Origin of the sequence: Williamsia sp. (assembly GCF_016462415.1) — a bacterium.
Lineage (GTDB): Bacteria > Actinomycetota > Actinomycetes > Mycobacteriales > Mycobacteriaceae > Williamsia_A.
The window spans coordinates 1-14,615 of sequence record NZ_JAEMTF010000112.1; the positions used below are offsets into that span (position 1 = coordinate 1).

Below are 14,615 nucleotides of genomic sequence, written 5' to 3' on the forward strand. Positions count from 1 at the left end.
GTGATCACGGCGGTCGAGTCGTCGACCCACCCGAAGATCCCGCCCTGGGCACTGATCATCTCGATGCCCACGCGATGGAACTCCGGGAAATATGATCCGCAGCAGTCGGATACGACGAGACACTCGTAGCCGCGGTCGTTCGCCTCGCGGGTGGTGGTGTGCACGCACACCTCGGTGGTCACACCGGTCACCAGGAGCCGGGTGATGCCCGCGTCGCGCAGGACATCGGACAGTTCGGTGGCGTAGAAGGCGCCCTTGCCGGGCTTGTCGATGATCACCTCACCGGGCAACGGCGCGAGTTCGTCGACGATGTCGTGTCCGTATTCACCGCGGATGAGGATTCGTCCGAACTTGCCGGGATCACCGATTCGTTTCGACGGTGCGCCACGGTGCAGCTTGGCGGGCGGGCAGTCGGACAGGTCCGGTCGATGCCCCTCCCTGGTGTGGATGACCGTCATACCGGCGTCCCGCACGGACGCCAGCAGCGCGGCCAGTCTCGGCACGACGACCGCGAGCTCGTCGACGTCGTTGCCGAGCGTCTCACCGAACCCGCCGGGCAGCAGGAAGTCTCGCTGCATGTCGATGATCACCAGCGCGGTGGTGGCGGGATCGAATGTGAACGGCGACGGCGTCGCCGACGCCACGACGATGTCGGTCATGATGACTCCTCGACGAGAACGGGACGGACGGCGACATCGACGAGCGGGGCGCGGGGTTGATCGAGTATCCGTGCGGCGCACTGCAACGCGGTGTCGTCGCGCAGCGCGGCCGACAGCACGGTGGCACCGGCCGGCCGGCCGTCGGATGTGGTCCCGATCGGCACGGCCACGCCGAGGAGGTCGAGCAGGTTGCCGAAGTGTGTGTAGTGGCCGAGGACGGTGTTGCAGTCGATCGGTCGTGCGAGTACCTCGTCGACGGTGAAGGTGGTGCCGATGGTCGGGACCACCAGGACGTCCATCTGCTCCCAGAGCCGTCCCACCTCCGCCCGCAGCTCCTGGAGCCGCTGCAGTGCGGCGAATGCGTCCACGGCGGTGTACTTCTCACCGCCGCGCAGGATGTCGCGGACCACGGGATGGATGGAGTCGGGGTGCTCGGCCAGGAAGTCCGCGAACTCGACGAGTCGTTCGGCGACCCACGGCCCCTGATAGAGCAGCTCGCCCGCGGCGAAGAACGGTGCGAGTGAGACGTCGACGATGTCGAACTCGGCGGCCAGTCGCTTCCGGAAGCCGCGGTGCGCCTCGGCCATCGCGGTGTCGCCGAAGAACTCCAGCTCGGCTTCCGCGGGTAGCCCGACCCGTATCGGTGTCCCGGCATGGCGCGGTCCGCGGTCACGCGACCAGGGGTCGGCGTCATCGCGGCCGGCCATCACGTCGAACGCCCGCTCGGCGTCGTCGATGGATCCCGCCATGACGCTGATGCAGTCCAGTGACTTACACGCCGGGACCAAGCCGACGGTGCTGATCAGTCCGCGTGACGGCTTGAAGCCGACCACGCCGTTGAGGGCCGCGGGCACGCGGCCCGATCCGGCGGTGTCGGTGGCCACGGCGAACGGCACCTGGCCCAGCGCGACCGCGAGTGCCGACCCGGAACTCGATCCGCCGGAGATCAATTCGCCGCCGAAGACGCTACGCGGAATCGTGTACGGGGTCCGGGTGCCGTTCAGTCCGGTGGCGAACTGGTCGAGGTTGGTCTTTCCGACGTAGAGCCCTCCCGCGTCGATCAGGCGTTGCACGGCGGGCGCGGTCGATGTCGCGACGTAGGCGTAGTCGGGACAGGAGAGCGTGGTGGCGTGGCCCGCGACGTCGATGCTGTCCTTGACCCCGAACGGGACCCCGTACAGCGGCAGCGTGCGGGCGCCCGGCCGGTTCTCGATGGCCGCCGCAGCTGCGATGAGCTCCTCGCGCGGGACCGTGGACAGCCACGTGCCGTCGTCGCCCGCCGCGGCTATCGCGTCGGCCACCCGCGCCGCGGTCTTCGTGGGCGACCCGGTCCCGGCGGCGTGCGAGTCGAGGATCTCGACGATCGACGGACCGATCGACGGGCCCCGAGCCGGTCGCGCTTGATTCTCCATACCGTCGATTGTCGACAGAAAGATGGCGTCTGCGGAACGGCCGTGTGTCGATCGTGTAAGCGAGGGGCGGCGTCAGGCGGACGCGTTCAGATCCAGATGGTCCAGGTGCCCGTGGTCGCGGAGCGCGGCGAGGACGGTCGGCGGGTCGTTGGTCAGCAGGGCCTCGACGATGACCTCGTGCCTGCGGATGCCGTCGGCGGGACGACGGAGCTTGCGCGCCTCGGTCCGGAGGTTGACCGCCATCGGTAGTTGCAGCTTGAGCAGGATGGGTTCGAGCGCGAGATCGAGCTGTCGATTGTTGGCCAGCCCGACCACCGCGGCGTGGAATCGGCGGTGCGCGTCGTCGCGCTGCAGATCGTCCGGCGCCGAGCGCATGTCGTCGAGAGCGCTGCGTACGGGCGCGACCTGCTTCTCGACGTCGCCGAGGGGGAGGGCGATGTCGATCGCGTGACGTTCCAGGACGCATCGGAGGTCGAAGAGCTGCCGGATGTCGGTGGGTGACCACTCGGCCACGCGCGTGCCGCGACGCGGTGTCTGGACGACGAGTCCCTGTTGGGCGAGCAACTTCAGCGCCTCACGGAGCGGGGCCCGGCTGATGCCGAGTTCGGCGCACAGCTGCTCCTCGACGATCTTCTCCCCGGGCACCAACGAGCCACCGAGGATCGCGTCCCGAACGCGGTCGCGGGCGACGTCGACGAGGCTCAGGGGGAGAGCGTCGGTCGCGCGGGCGTTCTGCGGCATCGCCATGGTTGTGCTGGGACTCCCGAGATCGAAGGACACGGTGAAACTGTCGACAATTGTAGTTGACCCAGGAAAGCATTTGCTGAATGGCATTGTGGATCTCGGACGCGACAGCTCCCGGGAACCCTCCGGCGTCCTCGCCCCCGTCCTCGAAGCTCCCGTCAGAAGGAACCCCCCGTCATGCAGATCGCCGTTCATCTCTCCAACATGACCCTGCCCGGTGGTCCGGCCGCACTGGGTCGCACGCTCGCCGCCACCGCGAAGGCCGCCGACGAGGGTGGGGTCGACACGCTGACCGTGATGGACCACTGGTTCCAGATGGAACAGCTCGGTGGGCCGGATCTGGCGATGCTGGAGGGGTATTCGACACTCACGTTCCTCGCGGCGCACACCAGTCGGGTGCAGCTCGGCACCCTGGTCACCGGCATCACCTATCGACACCCCGGACTGCTCGCCAAGGTGGTGACGACGCTCGACGTCCTGTCGGAGGGTCGGGCCATGCTGGGCGTCGGCGCCGCCTGGTACGAGCGCGAACACCAGGGCCTCGGCGTGCCGTACCCGTCGACCGCGGAACGTTTCGAACGTCTCGAGGAGACCATCCAGATCGCCCGCCAGATGTTCGGTGACGACGAGGGACCGTACGAGGGCACGCACTATCGACTCGCGGAGACGCTGAACAACCCGCAGACCATCTCCCGGCCGGGCCCACCGCTGATGATCGGCGGCAGCGGCGAGAAGAAGACCCTCAAGCTCGTGGCCCGGTACGCGGACATGTGCAATCTGTTCGCGACGGGCGTCGACGAGGTCGCCCACAAGATCGATGTGCTCAAGGGCCACTGCGAGACCGAGCAGCGTGACCCGGCGACCATCAAGACGACGATCATCGGTGCGGTCGATCCGGTCGCCGACGTCGACGGGTTCCTCACCGAGATGGAGCGCTACGCCGCGCTGGGCGTCGAGCAGGTCTTCGTCGGGCCCGCCGGACCGGACCCGGTCGAGTGGACCGAGAAGCTGACCGCGACGGTGCTGCCGCGGTTGCGCGAGATCTGAGGCGCCCCGCGAGGACGCCGGGGCCGCCGATCAGATCAGGTGTGCGCCTCGGCGTTCGGCGTCGGCACCGGGTCGGGCACCGACCAGTCGATCTCCACACGGTCGCCGCCGGCGTCCTGCGCGGATCGCATGACCACCTCGGCGCGGTCGAGCAAGGCGTCGATCGCGACCTGGACACCCGTGGACGGGATCGGGGTGGGCGCGAACGCCACGCCGACACTCGCCGACACCGGCACCGGGTCCTCGACGCTGAAGACGAGTTCACGGAAACGATTCGCGAAGATGCGCACACCCTCGTGGGTGACGCCGGCCAGCGCGGAGAACTCCGCGTCGCCGGTACGGGCGACGAAGTCGCCGCCACGGACGCCCTGGGCCAGGCGCGAGGCGACGCGCTGGAGCACCTGCTCGCCGCGTTCGCGACCGTCTCCGACGGCGATGTCCTGGAACTGGTCGAGGTGCACGCGGACGACCACGAGGTAGTCCTTGCGGTTCAGCGCTCCGAGACTCGTCGATGCCGCGGAGTAGAGACCGTGGCGCGTGAGTACCTCGGTCAGTTGATCCCGCATTGGTTCACCCGTCTGCAATGAGTTCCGCGAGCCGATCGCTGCGAATCCATAATGCAGTATCACGGTCAGGAAGACTCCGGCGAAGGCCGCCTGTACCGCGAACGGATACAGCGAGCTGATCGACTGTTCGCCGTCGACGAGGCCCACGACGAGCACCGCTGCGATCACCACTGCCGATGCCGCGACCTGACCGGCGGTGACCCGACGGCTGGTGAAGAACGCGGCGTAGCTGCCGACGAGACCCAGGGTCACGGTGCTGGCCAGTCCGACCCGTGCGTCGCTGCAGCTCAGCGCGGTGAGAGCACATCCCAGATCGGCCGCTCCGAGGAACACCACGCGCGCCACGGGACCAGTGCGGGGCGCGACGAGCAGCAGGATCCCCACGGCCACGGCCCCGACGCTCGCGACCCCGAGGGCCACCCGTCCGGTCGTCCCGTCCGGTCCGCCCGGTACCCACGCCAGTCCGATCCACGCGGCTGCGGTCAGAATGCTGAGGATCCCGATGCCGCCGGAGAGCGCGCTGATCACGCGCGTGTTCGTGGTCGATCTGACACTGCCCCCTGGCTGATGTCCCCCTTCGATGACCGGCACCTGACGATTGTGGCCGACATACCCCGGTTTGGTGCTTCGAACGGTCATGAGTCCCCGGTTTTGGGACATTGCGGTGGTGAAGAGGCCATGCGTTAGTGTCCATCACTAGAACACGTTCTAGTTCCGCGACCGTAGAAAACGAGGATGGACAGATGAGCAACGACAAGATCAGGGCAACCGTCGAGAGCTACGTCGAGCTGGTCGGGGCAGGCACGGCGGAGGCCGTCGTCGAGCTCTTCGCCGAGGGTGCGACGGTGGAGGACCCCATCGGCGCCGACATCCGCTCCACTCGCGAGGCGCTGCTCGAGTTCTACGGCGCCATCGCCGGACTCGAGAGGTCGACGACGCTGTCCTGGGTTCGCATCGCCGGCGACACCGCCGTCTTCGAGTTCTCGCTGACCACCGCGGCCGGCGACGCGTCGTTCCAGATCACCCCGATCGACATCATGCGTTTCGACGACGACGGCCGAGTGGTCAGCATGCGGGCGGTCTGGGACCCGGCGACCGACCTCAAGCAGATCTGACGGTTCGCCCCACCCGTCAGCGTCGCGCGGTCGGACGCAGGATGATCTCGGTGGGATGCGCGTCCGCGGGCGTGGCGATCGCGTGGGCGACCGCGGCCGCGACCGTGTCGGGCTGCAGGAACCGGGACCCGTCGTAGTCGCCACCCTCCATCGCGACGATGTCGGCCTGCATGTCGGTGTCGATGCGCCCGGGATACACCGAGGTCACCCGCAGGCCGGGCTCCTCGGCGCGCAGCGAGTCGGCGAACGCGCGCAGCGCGAACTTGCTCGCGGCGTAGGCACTCCACCCGGGGTTGGCGTTGCGACCGGCGCCGGAGTTGATGAACACGACGTGTCCGCCCGCCTCGCGCAGCGCGGGCAGGAGCAGCCGGGTCAGTTCGGCGACGGCGATGAGGTTGACCTCCATGATCCGGCGGTACTCGTCGGCCGGGGTCTCCTCGACGGTGCTGATGCTGCCCACCCCGGCGTTGTGCACGAGCACATCGAGGGAGTCGATGGCGTCGGTGGCGTCGCCCATCTCCTCGTGATCGGTCAGCTCGACCGGCCACGTCGACGACCCCTCGAGCGTGGTGGCCAGCGTGTCGAGCTCGGATGACGGTCGGCCGCCGAGCAGGAGGTCGTGGGTGGGGGCGAGGGCGCGCGCGATGGCGGCGCCGAGACCGCGACTGGCGCCGGTGATCAGAGCTGTGGGCATGCCCCGAGCCTAGTGACCCGTGACAGGGTCACCGGGTCACGCGGTGGCGGGGCCGAGCAACCGTGTGGTTGCGGTGATGGCTGTCTCGACGACGTCATCGACGGGCCGGTTCTCCTCGACGACGAGGGCGGTCAGCTCCTCGAGCCCGCCGACCAGGAAGCGGGCCATCTCCGCCGTCACCGGCGCGATGTCGGAGGTGCGCAGCGAAGCGGTGTCGCTCAGGCCCACCAGCAGCGCGATGAACTGGTCCCGCGGGCGGGACTGCAGCGTCACGGTCGGATCGCCCAGGGACGGCAGTTCGCGTACGTAGCTCCGGATGACGGCCGGATGCGTCTGTACCCCTGCGAAATACGCGGTGATGGCCTGCCGGACCTGCACACGCCAGTCGGCGGTCATGTCGACCGCGGTCGCGACCATCCCGAGGATCTCGCTGTGCACCGAACGCAGCAACGCGAAGTAGCAGTCGTCGAGACCGCTGAACTCCTTGTAGAAGGTCCGCCGCGACGTCCGGGCGTGGGCGACGATCTCGCCGATGGTGGTGTCGCGGTAGGTGCGCTGGGTCAGCGAAGCCGCCATTCCGGCCATGAGGCGGTCCCGGTAGGAGGACCCGGTGGGTTCGGAGGCCACGGTTCCCTTCTGATGCCCGACATCAACCACGGATTCGACCGTACGCCGACCTGCTGCTGGTACGTTGGAGTACCCCAGATCAATGTGTTCGCCGAAGGGTGCTCTCCATGTCCACCGACACCGCCTCGGACGTCGCCGTCCCGCGTCTCCCGCCCGGGTCACGCCTGCCCCGGTCGGTTCAGGGGGCCCTGTTCATCACCTCGCGGCGTCGGCTGTTCGCGCTCATGCGGCGTCGGCACGGCGTGGACTACACGGTGAACGTGCCCATGTTCGGCAACGCGGTCGTTCTCGGCGACACCGATCTGATCAGGCAGCTGTTCCTCAGTGGATCGGATGCGGTGCACAACGTCCGGCCCAACCTCGGACGCGTTCTCGGGCGGGCGTCGATGTTCTCGCTCGAGGGCGAGGAGCACCGTCGGCAACGCAAACTGCTCACTCCTCCGTTCCACGGCAAGCGGATGCGCGAGTACGAGTCGATCATCGCCGAGGAGACCCTCGCCGAGGCCCGAACCTGGCCGTCGGGAAAAGAATTCGAGTCACTGGCCCCGATGATGCGGATCACGCTGAACGCGATCCTGCGCGCGGTGTTCGGCGCCGAGGGCAAGGAACTCGAGGTGCTCCGCAGGCACATGCCCGAGTGGATCGAGCAGGGCTCGCGCATCTCGGTGCTCCCCAAACCGCCGTTCGACTTCCCCGGGTCGCCGTGGCGCAGGTTCCACACCAACCGCCGCCGCTTCGACGACCTCGTCGACGCACTGATCGCCACGGCGCAGGCCGACCCGGACTTCGAGAACCGTTCCGACATCCTGTCGTTGATGCTCCGTAGCCGCTACGACGACGGAACGGCGTTGTCACACAAAGAGATCGCCGATCAGCTGCTCACGATGCTCGCCGCCGGTCACGAGACGACCGCGAACACCCTGTCGTGGGCGGTCGAACGATTGACCCGTCATCCCGACGTCCTACGTCGTCTCTACGACGAGGTCGACGCCGGCGGCTCCGAACTGCGCCAGGCCGTCATCTACGAGGTCCAGCGCTCGCGGCCGGTGATCGATCTCTGCGGACGCACCGTCACCGCCGACTCACTCACCCTCGGCGAGTGGACCATCCCGAAGGGCCGGGTGGTGTTGGTGAGCATCGCCCAGGTGCAGGCCGACGAGGCGCTGTTCCCGCACGCCGACCGTTTCGACCCGGACCGCTTCCTCGGATCGAAGCCCAGCACGATCTCGTGGATCCCGTTCGGCGGCGGCACGCGGCGCTGCATCGGCGCCGCGTTCGCGAACATGGAGATGGATGTGGTGTTGCGGGAGTTGCTGCGGCACTACACCATCGAGACCACCACGGACCCCGACGAGGCCTGGCATTCTCGTGGGGTCGCGTTCAACCCCGCGAAAGGTGGCCGGGTCCGGCTCTCACCGCGCCGGATCGCCGAGCCCCGTACCACCCAGGCCGGCTGACCTCAGCTGCCCGACTCGGCCTGCTCCTTGAGCGAGCGCAGACCCCGCTCGAAGTCCTTGCCGATCAGCTTGTCCATCGGGACAACCTTGGTGAACAGCTTGGCGAACCCGGTGCTGTTCCCGGCCATCGTCCAGTCGACCGTCGTCGTGGACCCGGTCTCGACGATCGTGAAGACAACGGTGCTCTCCGCCGAGAACGGCTTCTCGAACCGGAGGTCGATCGCGACGCGACCCGGCCGCTCCGCCTCGGTGATCGTCATGGTGCCCGCGCCGGCCTTGCGGTTGCCGTGCCACTCGTAGGTCGCGCCCTCCCCGGAGTCCGGACCGCCGTAGGTGCGCTCGAGGTTCGGGTCGGACTGCTCCCACGGTGACCACGCCGGCCACCGGTGGAAGTCGGCGACGAGCGCGTAGACGGTCTCGGCGGAAGCAGAGATCTCCGTCGAGCGGGCGACGGTGTACGAGGTGGGTGCCATGCCGTGGAACGGTAGTCCGATCGGGCGCCCACCGGAACGGGTTTACGCTGGCGTGGAAGTTCTGCTCACCGGGCAGCCCAGCCCGATTCTCGATGTAGAAGGTCAGGAGCGTCATGTCGACGGAGGACAACTCACCGGACGTGAAACCGCGTAGTCGCGACGTCACCGACGGGCTGGAGAAGACCGCGGCGCGCGGCATGCTCCGCGCGGTCGGGATGGGTGACGACGACTGGGTCAAGTCGCAGATCGGTGTCGCGTCCTCCTGGAACGAGATCACCCCGTGCAACCTGTCCCTCGAACGGCTGGCCAAGGCGGTCAAGGTCGGGGTACACGCCGCGGGCGGCTTCCCGCTCGAGTTCGGCACCATCTCGGTGTCCGACGGCATCTCGATGGGACACGAGGGAATGCACTTCTCGCTGGTCTCCCGTGAGGTCATCGCCGACAGCGTCGAGACCGTCGTCAGCGCCGAACGCCTCGACGGATCGGTGCTGCTCGCCGGATGCGACAAGTCGCTGCCCGGAATGCTCATGGCCGCAGCGCGACTGAACCTGGCGAGCGTCTTCCTCTACGCCGGCTCCACCCTCCCGGGGTTCGCGACGCTGTCGGACGGCAGCGAACACCAGGTCACCATCATCGACGCCTTCGAGGCGGTCGGTGCCTGCTCGCGCGGGCTGATGTCGCGCGCAGACGTCGACACCATCGAGCGGGCGATCTGTCCCGGCGAGGGCGCCTGCGGTGGCATGTACACCGCCAACACGATGGCCAGCGCCGCCGAGGCGCTGGGGATGTCGTTGCCGGGCAGCGCTTCTCCGCCCGCGCCCGACCGTCGACGCGATCAGTTCGCGCACGCCAGCGGCGAGGCCGTCGTCGAACTCCTGCGTCGTGGGATCACCGCGCGCGACATCATGACCCGTGAGGCGTTCGAGAACGCGATCGCCGTGGTCATGGCGTTCGGCGGTTCCACCAACGCGGTGCTGCACCTGCTGGCCATCGCGCACGAGGCCGAGGTCGAACTGACCCTCGACGACTTCACCCGTGTCGGGGCCCGGGTCCCGCACCTGGCCGACGTCAAGCCGTTCGGCAGGCACGTCATGACCGACGTCGACGCCATCGGCGGTGTGCCCGTGGTGATGAAGGCCCTGCTCGACGCAGGTCTGCTGCACGGCGACTGCCTGACGGTGACCGGCCGGACCGTCGCCGAGAACCTCGCCGACATCGCCCCGCCCGACCCCGACGGCAAGGTGCTGCGCGCGATGAGCGAGCCGATCCACCCCACCGGCGGGATCACCATCCTCAAGGGTTCCCTCGCCCCGGGCGGCGCGGTGGTCAAGTCCGCCGGGTTCGACTCCGACGTGTTCGTCGGCACCGCGCGCGTCTTCGAACGCGAGCGTGCGGCGATGGATGCCCTCGAGGACGGGACGATCGCGGCCGGCGACGTCGTCGTCATCCGTTACGAGGGCCCGAAGGGCGGGCCCGGCATGCGCGAGATGCTTGCCATCACCGGCGCGATCAAGGGCGCAGGCCTCGGCAAGGACGTCCTGCTGCTGACCGACGGCCGGTTCTCCGGCGGCACCACCGGACTCTGCGTCGGACACGTCGCACCCGAGGCCGTCGACGGGGGCCCGGTCGCCTTCGTGCGCGACGGCGACCAGATCCGGCTCGACGTCGGCACCGGGACACTCGACCTGCTCGTCGACGAGGCCGAACTCACAGCGCGCAGGCAGGGGTGGGGTCCGCTGCCCCCGCGCTACACCCGTGGGGTGCTGTCGAAGTACGCCAAGCTCGTCGGCTCGGCGTCACAGGGAGCGGTCTGCAGCTAGCCCCCGCATGCGCGGTCAGGCGCGGTCGAGGTTGACCAGGAACTCGATGGACCCCGTCTTCTCGACCTGGACGAAGCCGAGCGACGGCGCCTCGACACCGTAGTCCGACCACGTCACCGGGATCGATCCCTGCACGATGACCGAGGTCCCGGAACGTTTGACGTTGAGCTCGGTACTGACGTCGCGTTTTTCGCCCTTGAGGGTCATCGTGCCGGTCACCGGCACCGTGGCGGCCTCACCCGATTCCGGTACCCCGGAGATGTCGGCGGGAGTGGTGATCTCGAACGTCGCCGTCGGATGTGCGGAGGTGTCCATGATCCCGGAACCGCGGAACCGGTTGTCGCGCGACGAATCCGGGCTCGTGATGGACGCGACGTCGACGGTGATGGTTCCGGTCTCGAGCTTGTCAGCGGCGACGTCGATACCGCCGGTGACCTTCGTGGTGCGACCGTTGACCGTGATGTTCTCGCCGCGCAGCACCTCGTCGACCCGGTAACCGGCCTGCGTGCGGGCGTCCTGCCCGTCCGGTCCGGCGACCACGGTCCACGCGCCGTTGACGTCGCCCTGCGCCGCCTGGGTCTGCGACGGCAGGGTCAGGGCCTCATCGGCGTCGTCGACGATCCAGTTCTTGTAGACCCACGGTCCCGCGGCGAACGCGACGACCACGACCACGACGATCACTCCGGCGGCCCACAGCAGCTTCTTCTTCATGTCGCTCCGTCTCATCGTGTCCTGGCGAGGTGATGAGAACCGAAGATATGCGGCCTTCCTGAAAACTGCCTGGCAAAATGGCGCAAAACGGACTCGGTGACATCGGCCCGGTCACGGGCTCGACCACGCCGCCGCGCGCGAAACCGCAGGTATACGTGAGAATGGCGACGTGGCGAACCTCGGTTTCACCCCGACCCAGCTGTCGGCGCGCGCGGCCTATCTTTTGCGCGGCAACGATCTCGGCACCATGACCAGCGCCGCACCCAAGCTCTACCCGCACATGTGGAGCTGGGATGCCGCCTTCGTCTCGGTCGGTCTGGCACCGCTGAGCGTGGAGCGGGCCGTCATCGAGATGGACACCCTGCTCTCGGCGCAGTGGACCAACGGGATGATCCCGCACATCGTGTTCGCCAACGGCCGCGACGGCTACTTCCCCGGTCCCGCGCGGTGGGAGTGCTCGAAACTCGCCGCCCACGCCCCGACGACGGCCGACACCTCGGGCATCACCCAGCCTCCCGTCCACGCCATCGCGGTGCAACGGATCCTGGATCAGTCCCGTCGTCGCGGGCGCACGACCCGCGCGGTGGCCAACGAGTTCCTGGACCGTCGGTGGGGCGATCTCGTCCGGTGGCATCGGTGGTTGGCCGACGCCCGGGACCCGGGCGGGCGTGGTCGGATCACGCTGTTCCACGGATGGGAGTCCGGGATGGACAACTCCCCACGGTGGGACGCCGCGTACGAGAACGTCGTCCCCGGCCACGATCTGCCGCCCTACACCCGGGCCGATCTGATGCACGTCGCCGATCTCACGATGCGGCCCACCGATCTCGAGTACGACCGCTACCTGTGGCTCGTCGAGCAGATGAAGCGGGTGAACTACGACGACGCCCTGCTGCCCGAGGTGATGAGCTTTGCCGTCGAGGACGTGTTCGTCAGCGCCATCTTCGCTGTGGCGTGCGACGTGCTCGCGACCATCGGTGAGGACTACTCCAAGCCACGGTCGGACGTCCGCGACCTGCGTGCATGGGCCGATCGCTTTCGTGCCGGGGTGGTGGCCGCGACCAACGAGCGCAATGGCATCGCCCGCGACTTCGACCTGCGGGCGGGACGGTGGATCAACACCGAGACCATCGCCGCCTTCGCCCCGCTGCTCTGTGGCGGCCTGCCTCGCGACCGCGAACGGACGTTGCTGCGGATCTTCGAGGGACCCCGCTTCTGCGGCCATCCCGACCTCAAATACGCGGTCCCACCGTCGAATTCACCCATCGCGGCGAACTTCAAACCCCGGGAGTACTGGCGGGGTCCGGTGTGGCCGGTGATCACCTGGCTGTTCTCGTGGGCGTTCGCCCGGCGCGGCTGGCCCGAACGATCGGCCCGCCTCCGCGAGGAGGGACTGCGCCAGGCGCAGGACGGCGCGTTCGCCGAGTACTACGAACCGTTCACCGGTGAGCCGCTGGGCAGTATGCAGCAGAGCTGGACCGCCGCGGCCGTCCTGGACTGGCTCGACTAGGTCGACCCCGCCGAGTAAAGGAACTTTTACGTTCAGTTGGACGTAGAAATGTCGTGACGATCCTCGGAATCCTCGCCGGCATGCTCGTGGTCCTCGTGATCACCGCGTTCACCGGCTACTTCGTCGCGCAGGAGTTCGCCTACATGGCGGCCGACCGTTCACGGCTCAAAGCCCAGGCCGCAGCGGGTGACCGCAGCGCTGAGCGTGCGCTGCGCGTGACGCGCCGAACCTCGTTCATGTTGTCCGGCGCGCAGCTCGGCATCACCGTCACCGGTCTGTTGGTCGGCTACGTGGCCGAACCATTGATCGGCGAGGGCGTCGGCGAGCTCCTGGGCGGTCTGGGGTTCGCGGCCGCCACGGGTGTCGCACTGGGCACCATCGTCGCGGTCGTGCTCTCGACCCTGGTGCAGATGCTGTTCGGCGAGCTCTTCCCCAAGAACCTCGCCATCGCCCGGCCCGAGCCGGTGGCCAAGTGGCTCGCGCGGTCCACCACGCTGTACCTATCGCTGTTCGGGTGGCTGATCTGGCTCTTCGACCAGTCGTCGAACCTGCTGCTCAAGGTGCTCGGCATCAAGCCAGTGCACGACGTCGAGCACTCGGCGACACCCCGCGACCTCGCGCACATCGTGGCCGAATCCCGGGCCACCGGCGAGCTCGCCCCCGACCTGTCGGCGCTGCTCGACCGAATACTGGACTTTCCCGGTCGGACCGCGGCGCATGCGATGGTCCCGCGCTCACGGGTCGACACGATCTCGGCGGACGACGACGTGACGGCGGTGCTGGCCGTCATGGGTTCCGGGCACACCCGCTACCCGGTGATCGGCGACGGTCCCGACGACCTGCGTGGCGTGATCGCGCTGCACGACATGCTCTCCGACCAGCTCGACGGGACCGCGAAGGACTTCGTTCGGCCGGCCGTGATGGTGCCGACGACGCTGTCGCTGCCCGCGGTGCTGACGACGCTGGAGTCGGCGCACGCCGAGATGGCGCTGGTCATCGACGAATACGGCGGATTCGCCGGGATCGTCACCGTCGAGGACATCGCCGAGGAACTCGTCGGCGACATCGACGACGAACACGACGGCGGCACCGCCGCCGCGGTCACCGGCTCGCTCGAGCAGGGGTGGTCGATGCCGGGGGACCTGCCCGTCGACGAGGTCGAGCGGGTCATCGGATTCGGCCTTCCGGCAGGCGATTACGAGACCCTTGCCGGCGCGACGATCCATGCGGCCGGTGGGTTCCCCGAGGCGGGGAGCCACGTCGCCATCCCGCTCGAGGCCGACGCTGCCGATCTCGTCCACGACGACGACCCACCCGGACGCACGCTGACGGTCACGGTGCTCGCGGTCGAACGGATGGTCCCCGCGCGGGTGCACGTCCGAGTGGCCATGACCGACAGCGACACCGACGATCACGCCACCGACATGGAGACGACACGATGAGCAATCCCTGGGTCCTCGTCATCGTCACCGCGGGCTTGATCGGCGCGAGCGCGTTCTTCGTGGCCATCGAGTTCGCCCTCATCGCGGCCCGCCGACACCGACTCGAGGACGCCGCGGTGAACAGCCGTGCGGCGCGGGCGGCCCTACGCAGCGCGTCGGATCTGTCGGTGCTGCTCGCGGGCTCACAGCTGGGCATCACCGTCTGCACCCTGGCGCTGGGTGCGGTGACGAAACCGGCGGTGCACTACTGGTTGACGCCTCGCTTCGAGAGCCTCGGCGCACCACTGTGGATCGCCGACGTCATCGGCTTCGTGCTCGCGCTGATCGTGGTGACGTTC

The 14,615-nt window shown here is 68.4% G+C and carries 15 protein-coding genes; 7 read left to right on the top strand and 8 right to left on the bottom strand.

Translation table 11 applies throughout. The features are described 5' to 3' along the window. The 3 genes from JHC79_RS19855 to JHC79_RS19865 all read right to left on the bottom strand — a co-directional run. Positions 1-659: cysteine hydrolase (locus JHC79_RS19855; RefSeq protein ID WP_296394065.1), on the bottom strand; the 659-nt coding region annotated here is incomplete at its 3' end. After that, complete coding sequence (locus JHC79_RS19860; RefSeq protein ID WP_296394067.1) at positions 656-2,071, bottom strand: allophanate hydrolase; 1,416 nt, start codon at positions 2,069-2,071, stop codon at positions 656-658. The genes JHC79_RS19855 and JHC79_RS19860, both read right to left, overlap by 4 nt. 72 nt (positions 2,072-2,143) lie before the next feature. After that, positions 2,144-2,812, bottom strand: a complete 669-nt coding sequence (locus tag JHC79_RS19865; RefSeq protein WP_296394093.1) for a GntR family transcriptional regulator — start codon at positions 2,810-2,812, stop codon at positions 2,144-2,146. Positions 2,813-2,992: 180 nt separating this feature from the next. Here JHC79_RS19865 and JHC79_RS19870 point away from each other — a divergent pair, with 180 nt between their 5' ends. After that, positions 2,993-3,862 (top strand): LLM class F420-dependent oxidoreductase, encoded by an 870-nt coding sequence (locus tag JHC79_RS19870; RefSeq protein WP_296394069.1) that lies wholly within the window; start codon positions 2,993-2,995, stop codon positions 3,860-3,862. A gap of 35 nt (positions 3,863-3,897) precedes the next feature. On the opposite strand, the gene JHC79_RS19875 is transcribed toward JHC79_RS19870, so the two are convergent. Then, positions 3,898-4,956, bottom strand: coding sequence for a GGDEF domain-containing protein (locus JHC79_RS19875; RefSeq protein ID WP_296394071.1), 1,059 nt, complete (start codon positions 4,954-4,956; stop codon positions 3,898-3,900). A 215-nt stretch (positions 4,957-5,171) separates the two neighbouring features. Between JHC79_RS19875 and JHC79_RS19880 the strand changes: the two genes are divergently transcribed. Continuing rightward, positions 5,172-5,543 carry a nuclear transport factor 2 family protein gene (locus tag JHC79_RS19880; protein ID WP_296394073.1) on the top strand — a complete coding sequence of 124 codons (372 nt, stop codon included), beginning with the start codon at positions 5,172-5,174 and terminating at the stop codon, positions 5,541-5,543. A 16-nt stretch (positions 5,544-5,559) separates the two neighbouring features. On the opposite strand, the gene JHC79_RS19885 is transcribed toward JHC79_RS19880, so the two are convergent. Together JHC79_RS19885 and JHC79_RS19890 are read right to left on the bottom strand one after the other, a co-directional pair. Continuing rightward, positions 5,560-6,237 carry an SDR family oxidoreductase gene (locus JHC79_RS19885; protein ID WP_296394076.1) on the bottom strand — a complete coding sequence of 226 codons (678 nt, stop codon included), beginning with the start codon at positions 6,235-6,237 and terminating at the stop codon, positions 5,560-5,562. Positions 6,238-6,273: 36 nt separating this feature from the next. Next, positions 6,274-6,894 carry a TetR family transcriptional regulator gene (locus JHC79_RS19890; protein WP_296394078.1) on the bottom strand — a complete coding sequence of 207 codons (621 nt, stop codon included), beginning with the start codon at positions 6,892-6,894 and terminating at the stop codon, positions 6,274-6,276. Between the two features lie 77 nt (positions 6,895-6,971). On the opposite strand from JHC79_RS19890, the gene JHC79_RS19895 reads away from it, so the two are divergent. Continuing rightward, positions 6,972-8,321 carry a cytochrome P450 gene (locus tag JHC79_RS19895; RefSeq protein WP_296394080.1) on the top strand — a complete coding sequence of 450 codons (1,350 nt, stop codon included), beginning with the start codon at positions 6,972-6,974 and terminating at the stop codon, positions 8,319-8,321. 2 nt (positions 8,322-8,323) lie between these two features. On the opposite strand, the gene JHC79_RS19900 is transcribed toward JHC79_RS19895, so the two are convergent. After that, a complete protein-coding gene (locus JHC79_RS19900) occupies positions 8,324-8,794 on the bottom strand; it encodes an SRPBCC family protein (protein WP_296394083.1) in 471 nt (156 codons plus the stop codon). Between the two features lie 113 nt (positions 8,795-8,907). Here JHC79_RS19900 and ilvD point away from each other — a divergent pair, with 113 nt between their 5' ends. Then, the gene (gene ilvD / locus JHC79_RS19905) at positions 8,908-10,614 is read left to right on the top strand and encodes a dihydroxy-acid dehydratase (protein ID WP_296394086.1); all 1,707 of its coding nucleotides are present in this window, start codon (positions 8,908-8,910) and stop codon (positions 10,612-10,614) included. Positions 10,615-10,629: 15 nt separating this feature from the next. Here the strand turns inward: ilvD and JHC79_RS19910 are convergent, their stop codons facing one another. Then, positions 10,630-11,325 carry a YceI family protein gene (locus JHC79_RS19910; RefSeq protein ID WP_296394087.1) on the bottom strand — a complete coding sequence of 232 codons (696 nt, stop codon included), beginning with the start codon at positions 11,323-11,325 and terminating at the stop codon, positions 10,630-10,632. 169 nt (positions 11,326-11,494) lie between these two features. Between JHC79_RS19910 and JHC79_RS19915 the strand changes: the two genes are divergently transcribed. The 3 genes from JHC79_RS19915 to JHC79_RS19925 all read left to right on the top strand — a co-directional run. After that, positions 11,495-12,835: a glycogen debranching protein gene (locus tag JHC79_RS19915; protein WP_296394089.1), complete on the top strand. Its 1,341-nt coding sequence runs from the start codon at positions 11,495-11,497 to the stop codon at positions 12,833-12,835. Between the two features lie 80 nt (positions 12,836-12,915). Next, complete coding sequence (locus tag JHC79_RS19920) at positions 12,916-14,277, top strand: hemolysin family protein (RefSeq protein WP_296394094.1); 1,362 nt, start codon at positions 12,916-12,918, stop codon at positions 14,275-14,277. Further along, positions 14,274-14,615 (top strand): CNNM domain-containing protein (locus JHC79_RS19925; protein WP_296394091.1); only part of this gene is annotated, 342 nt, incomplete at its 3' end. The genes JHC79_RS19920 and JHC79_RS19925, both read left to right, overlap by 4 nt.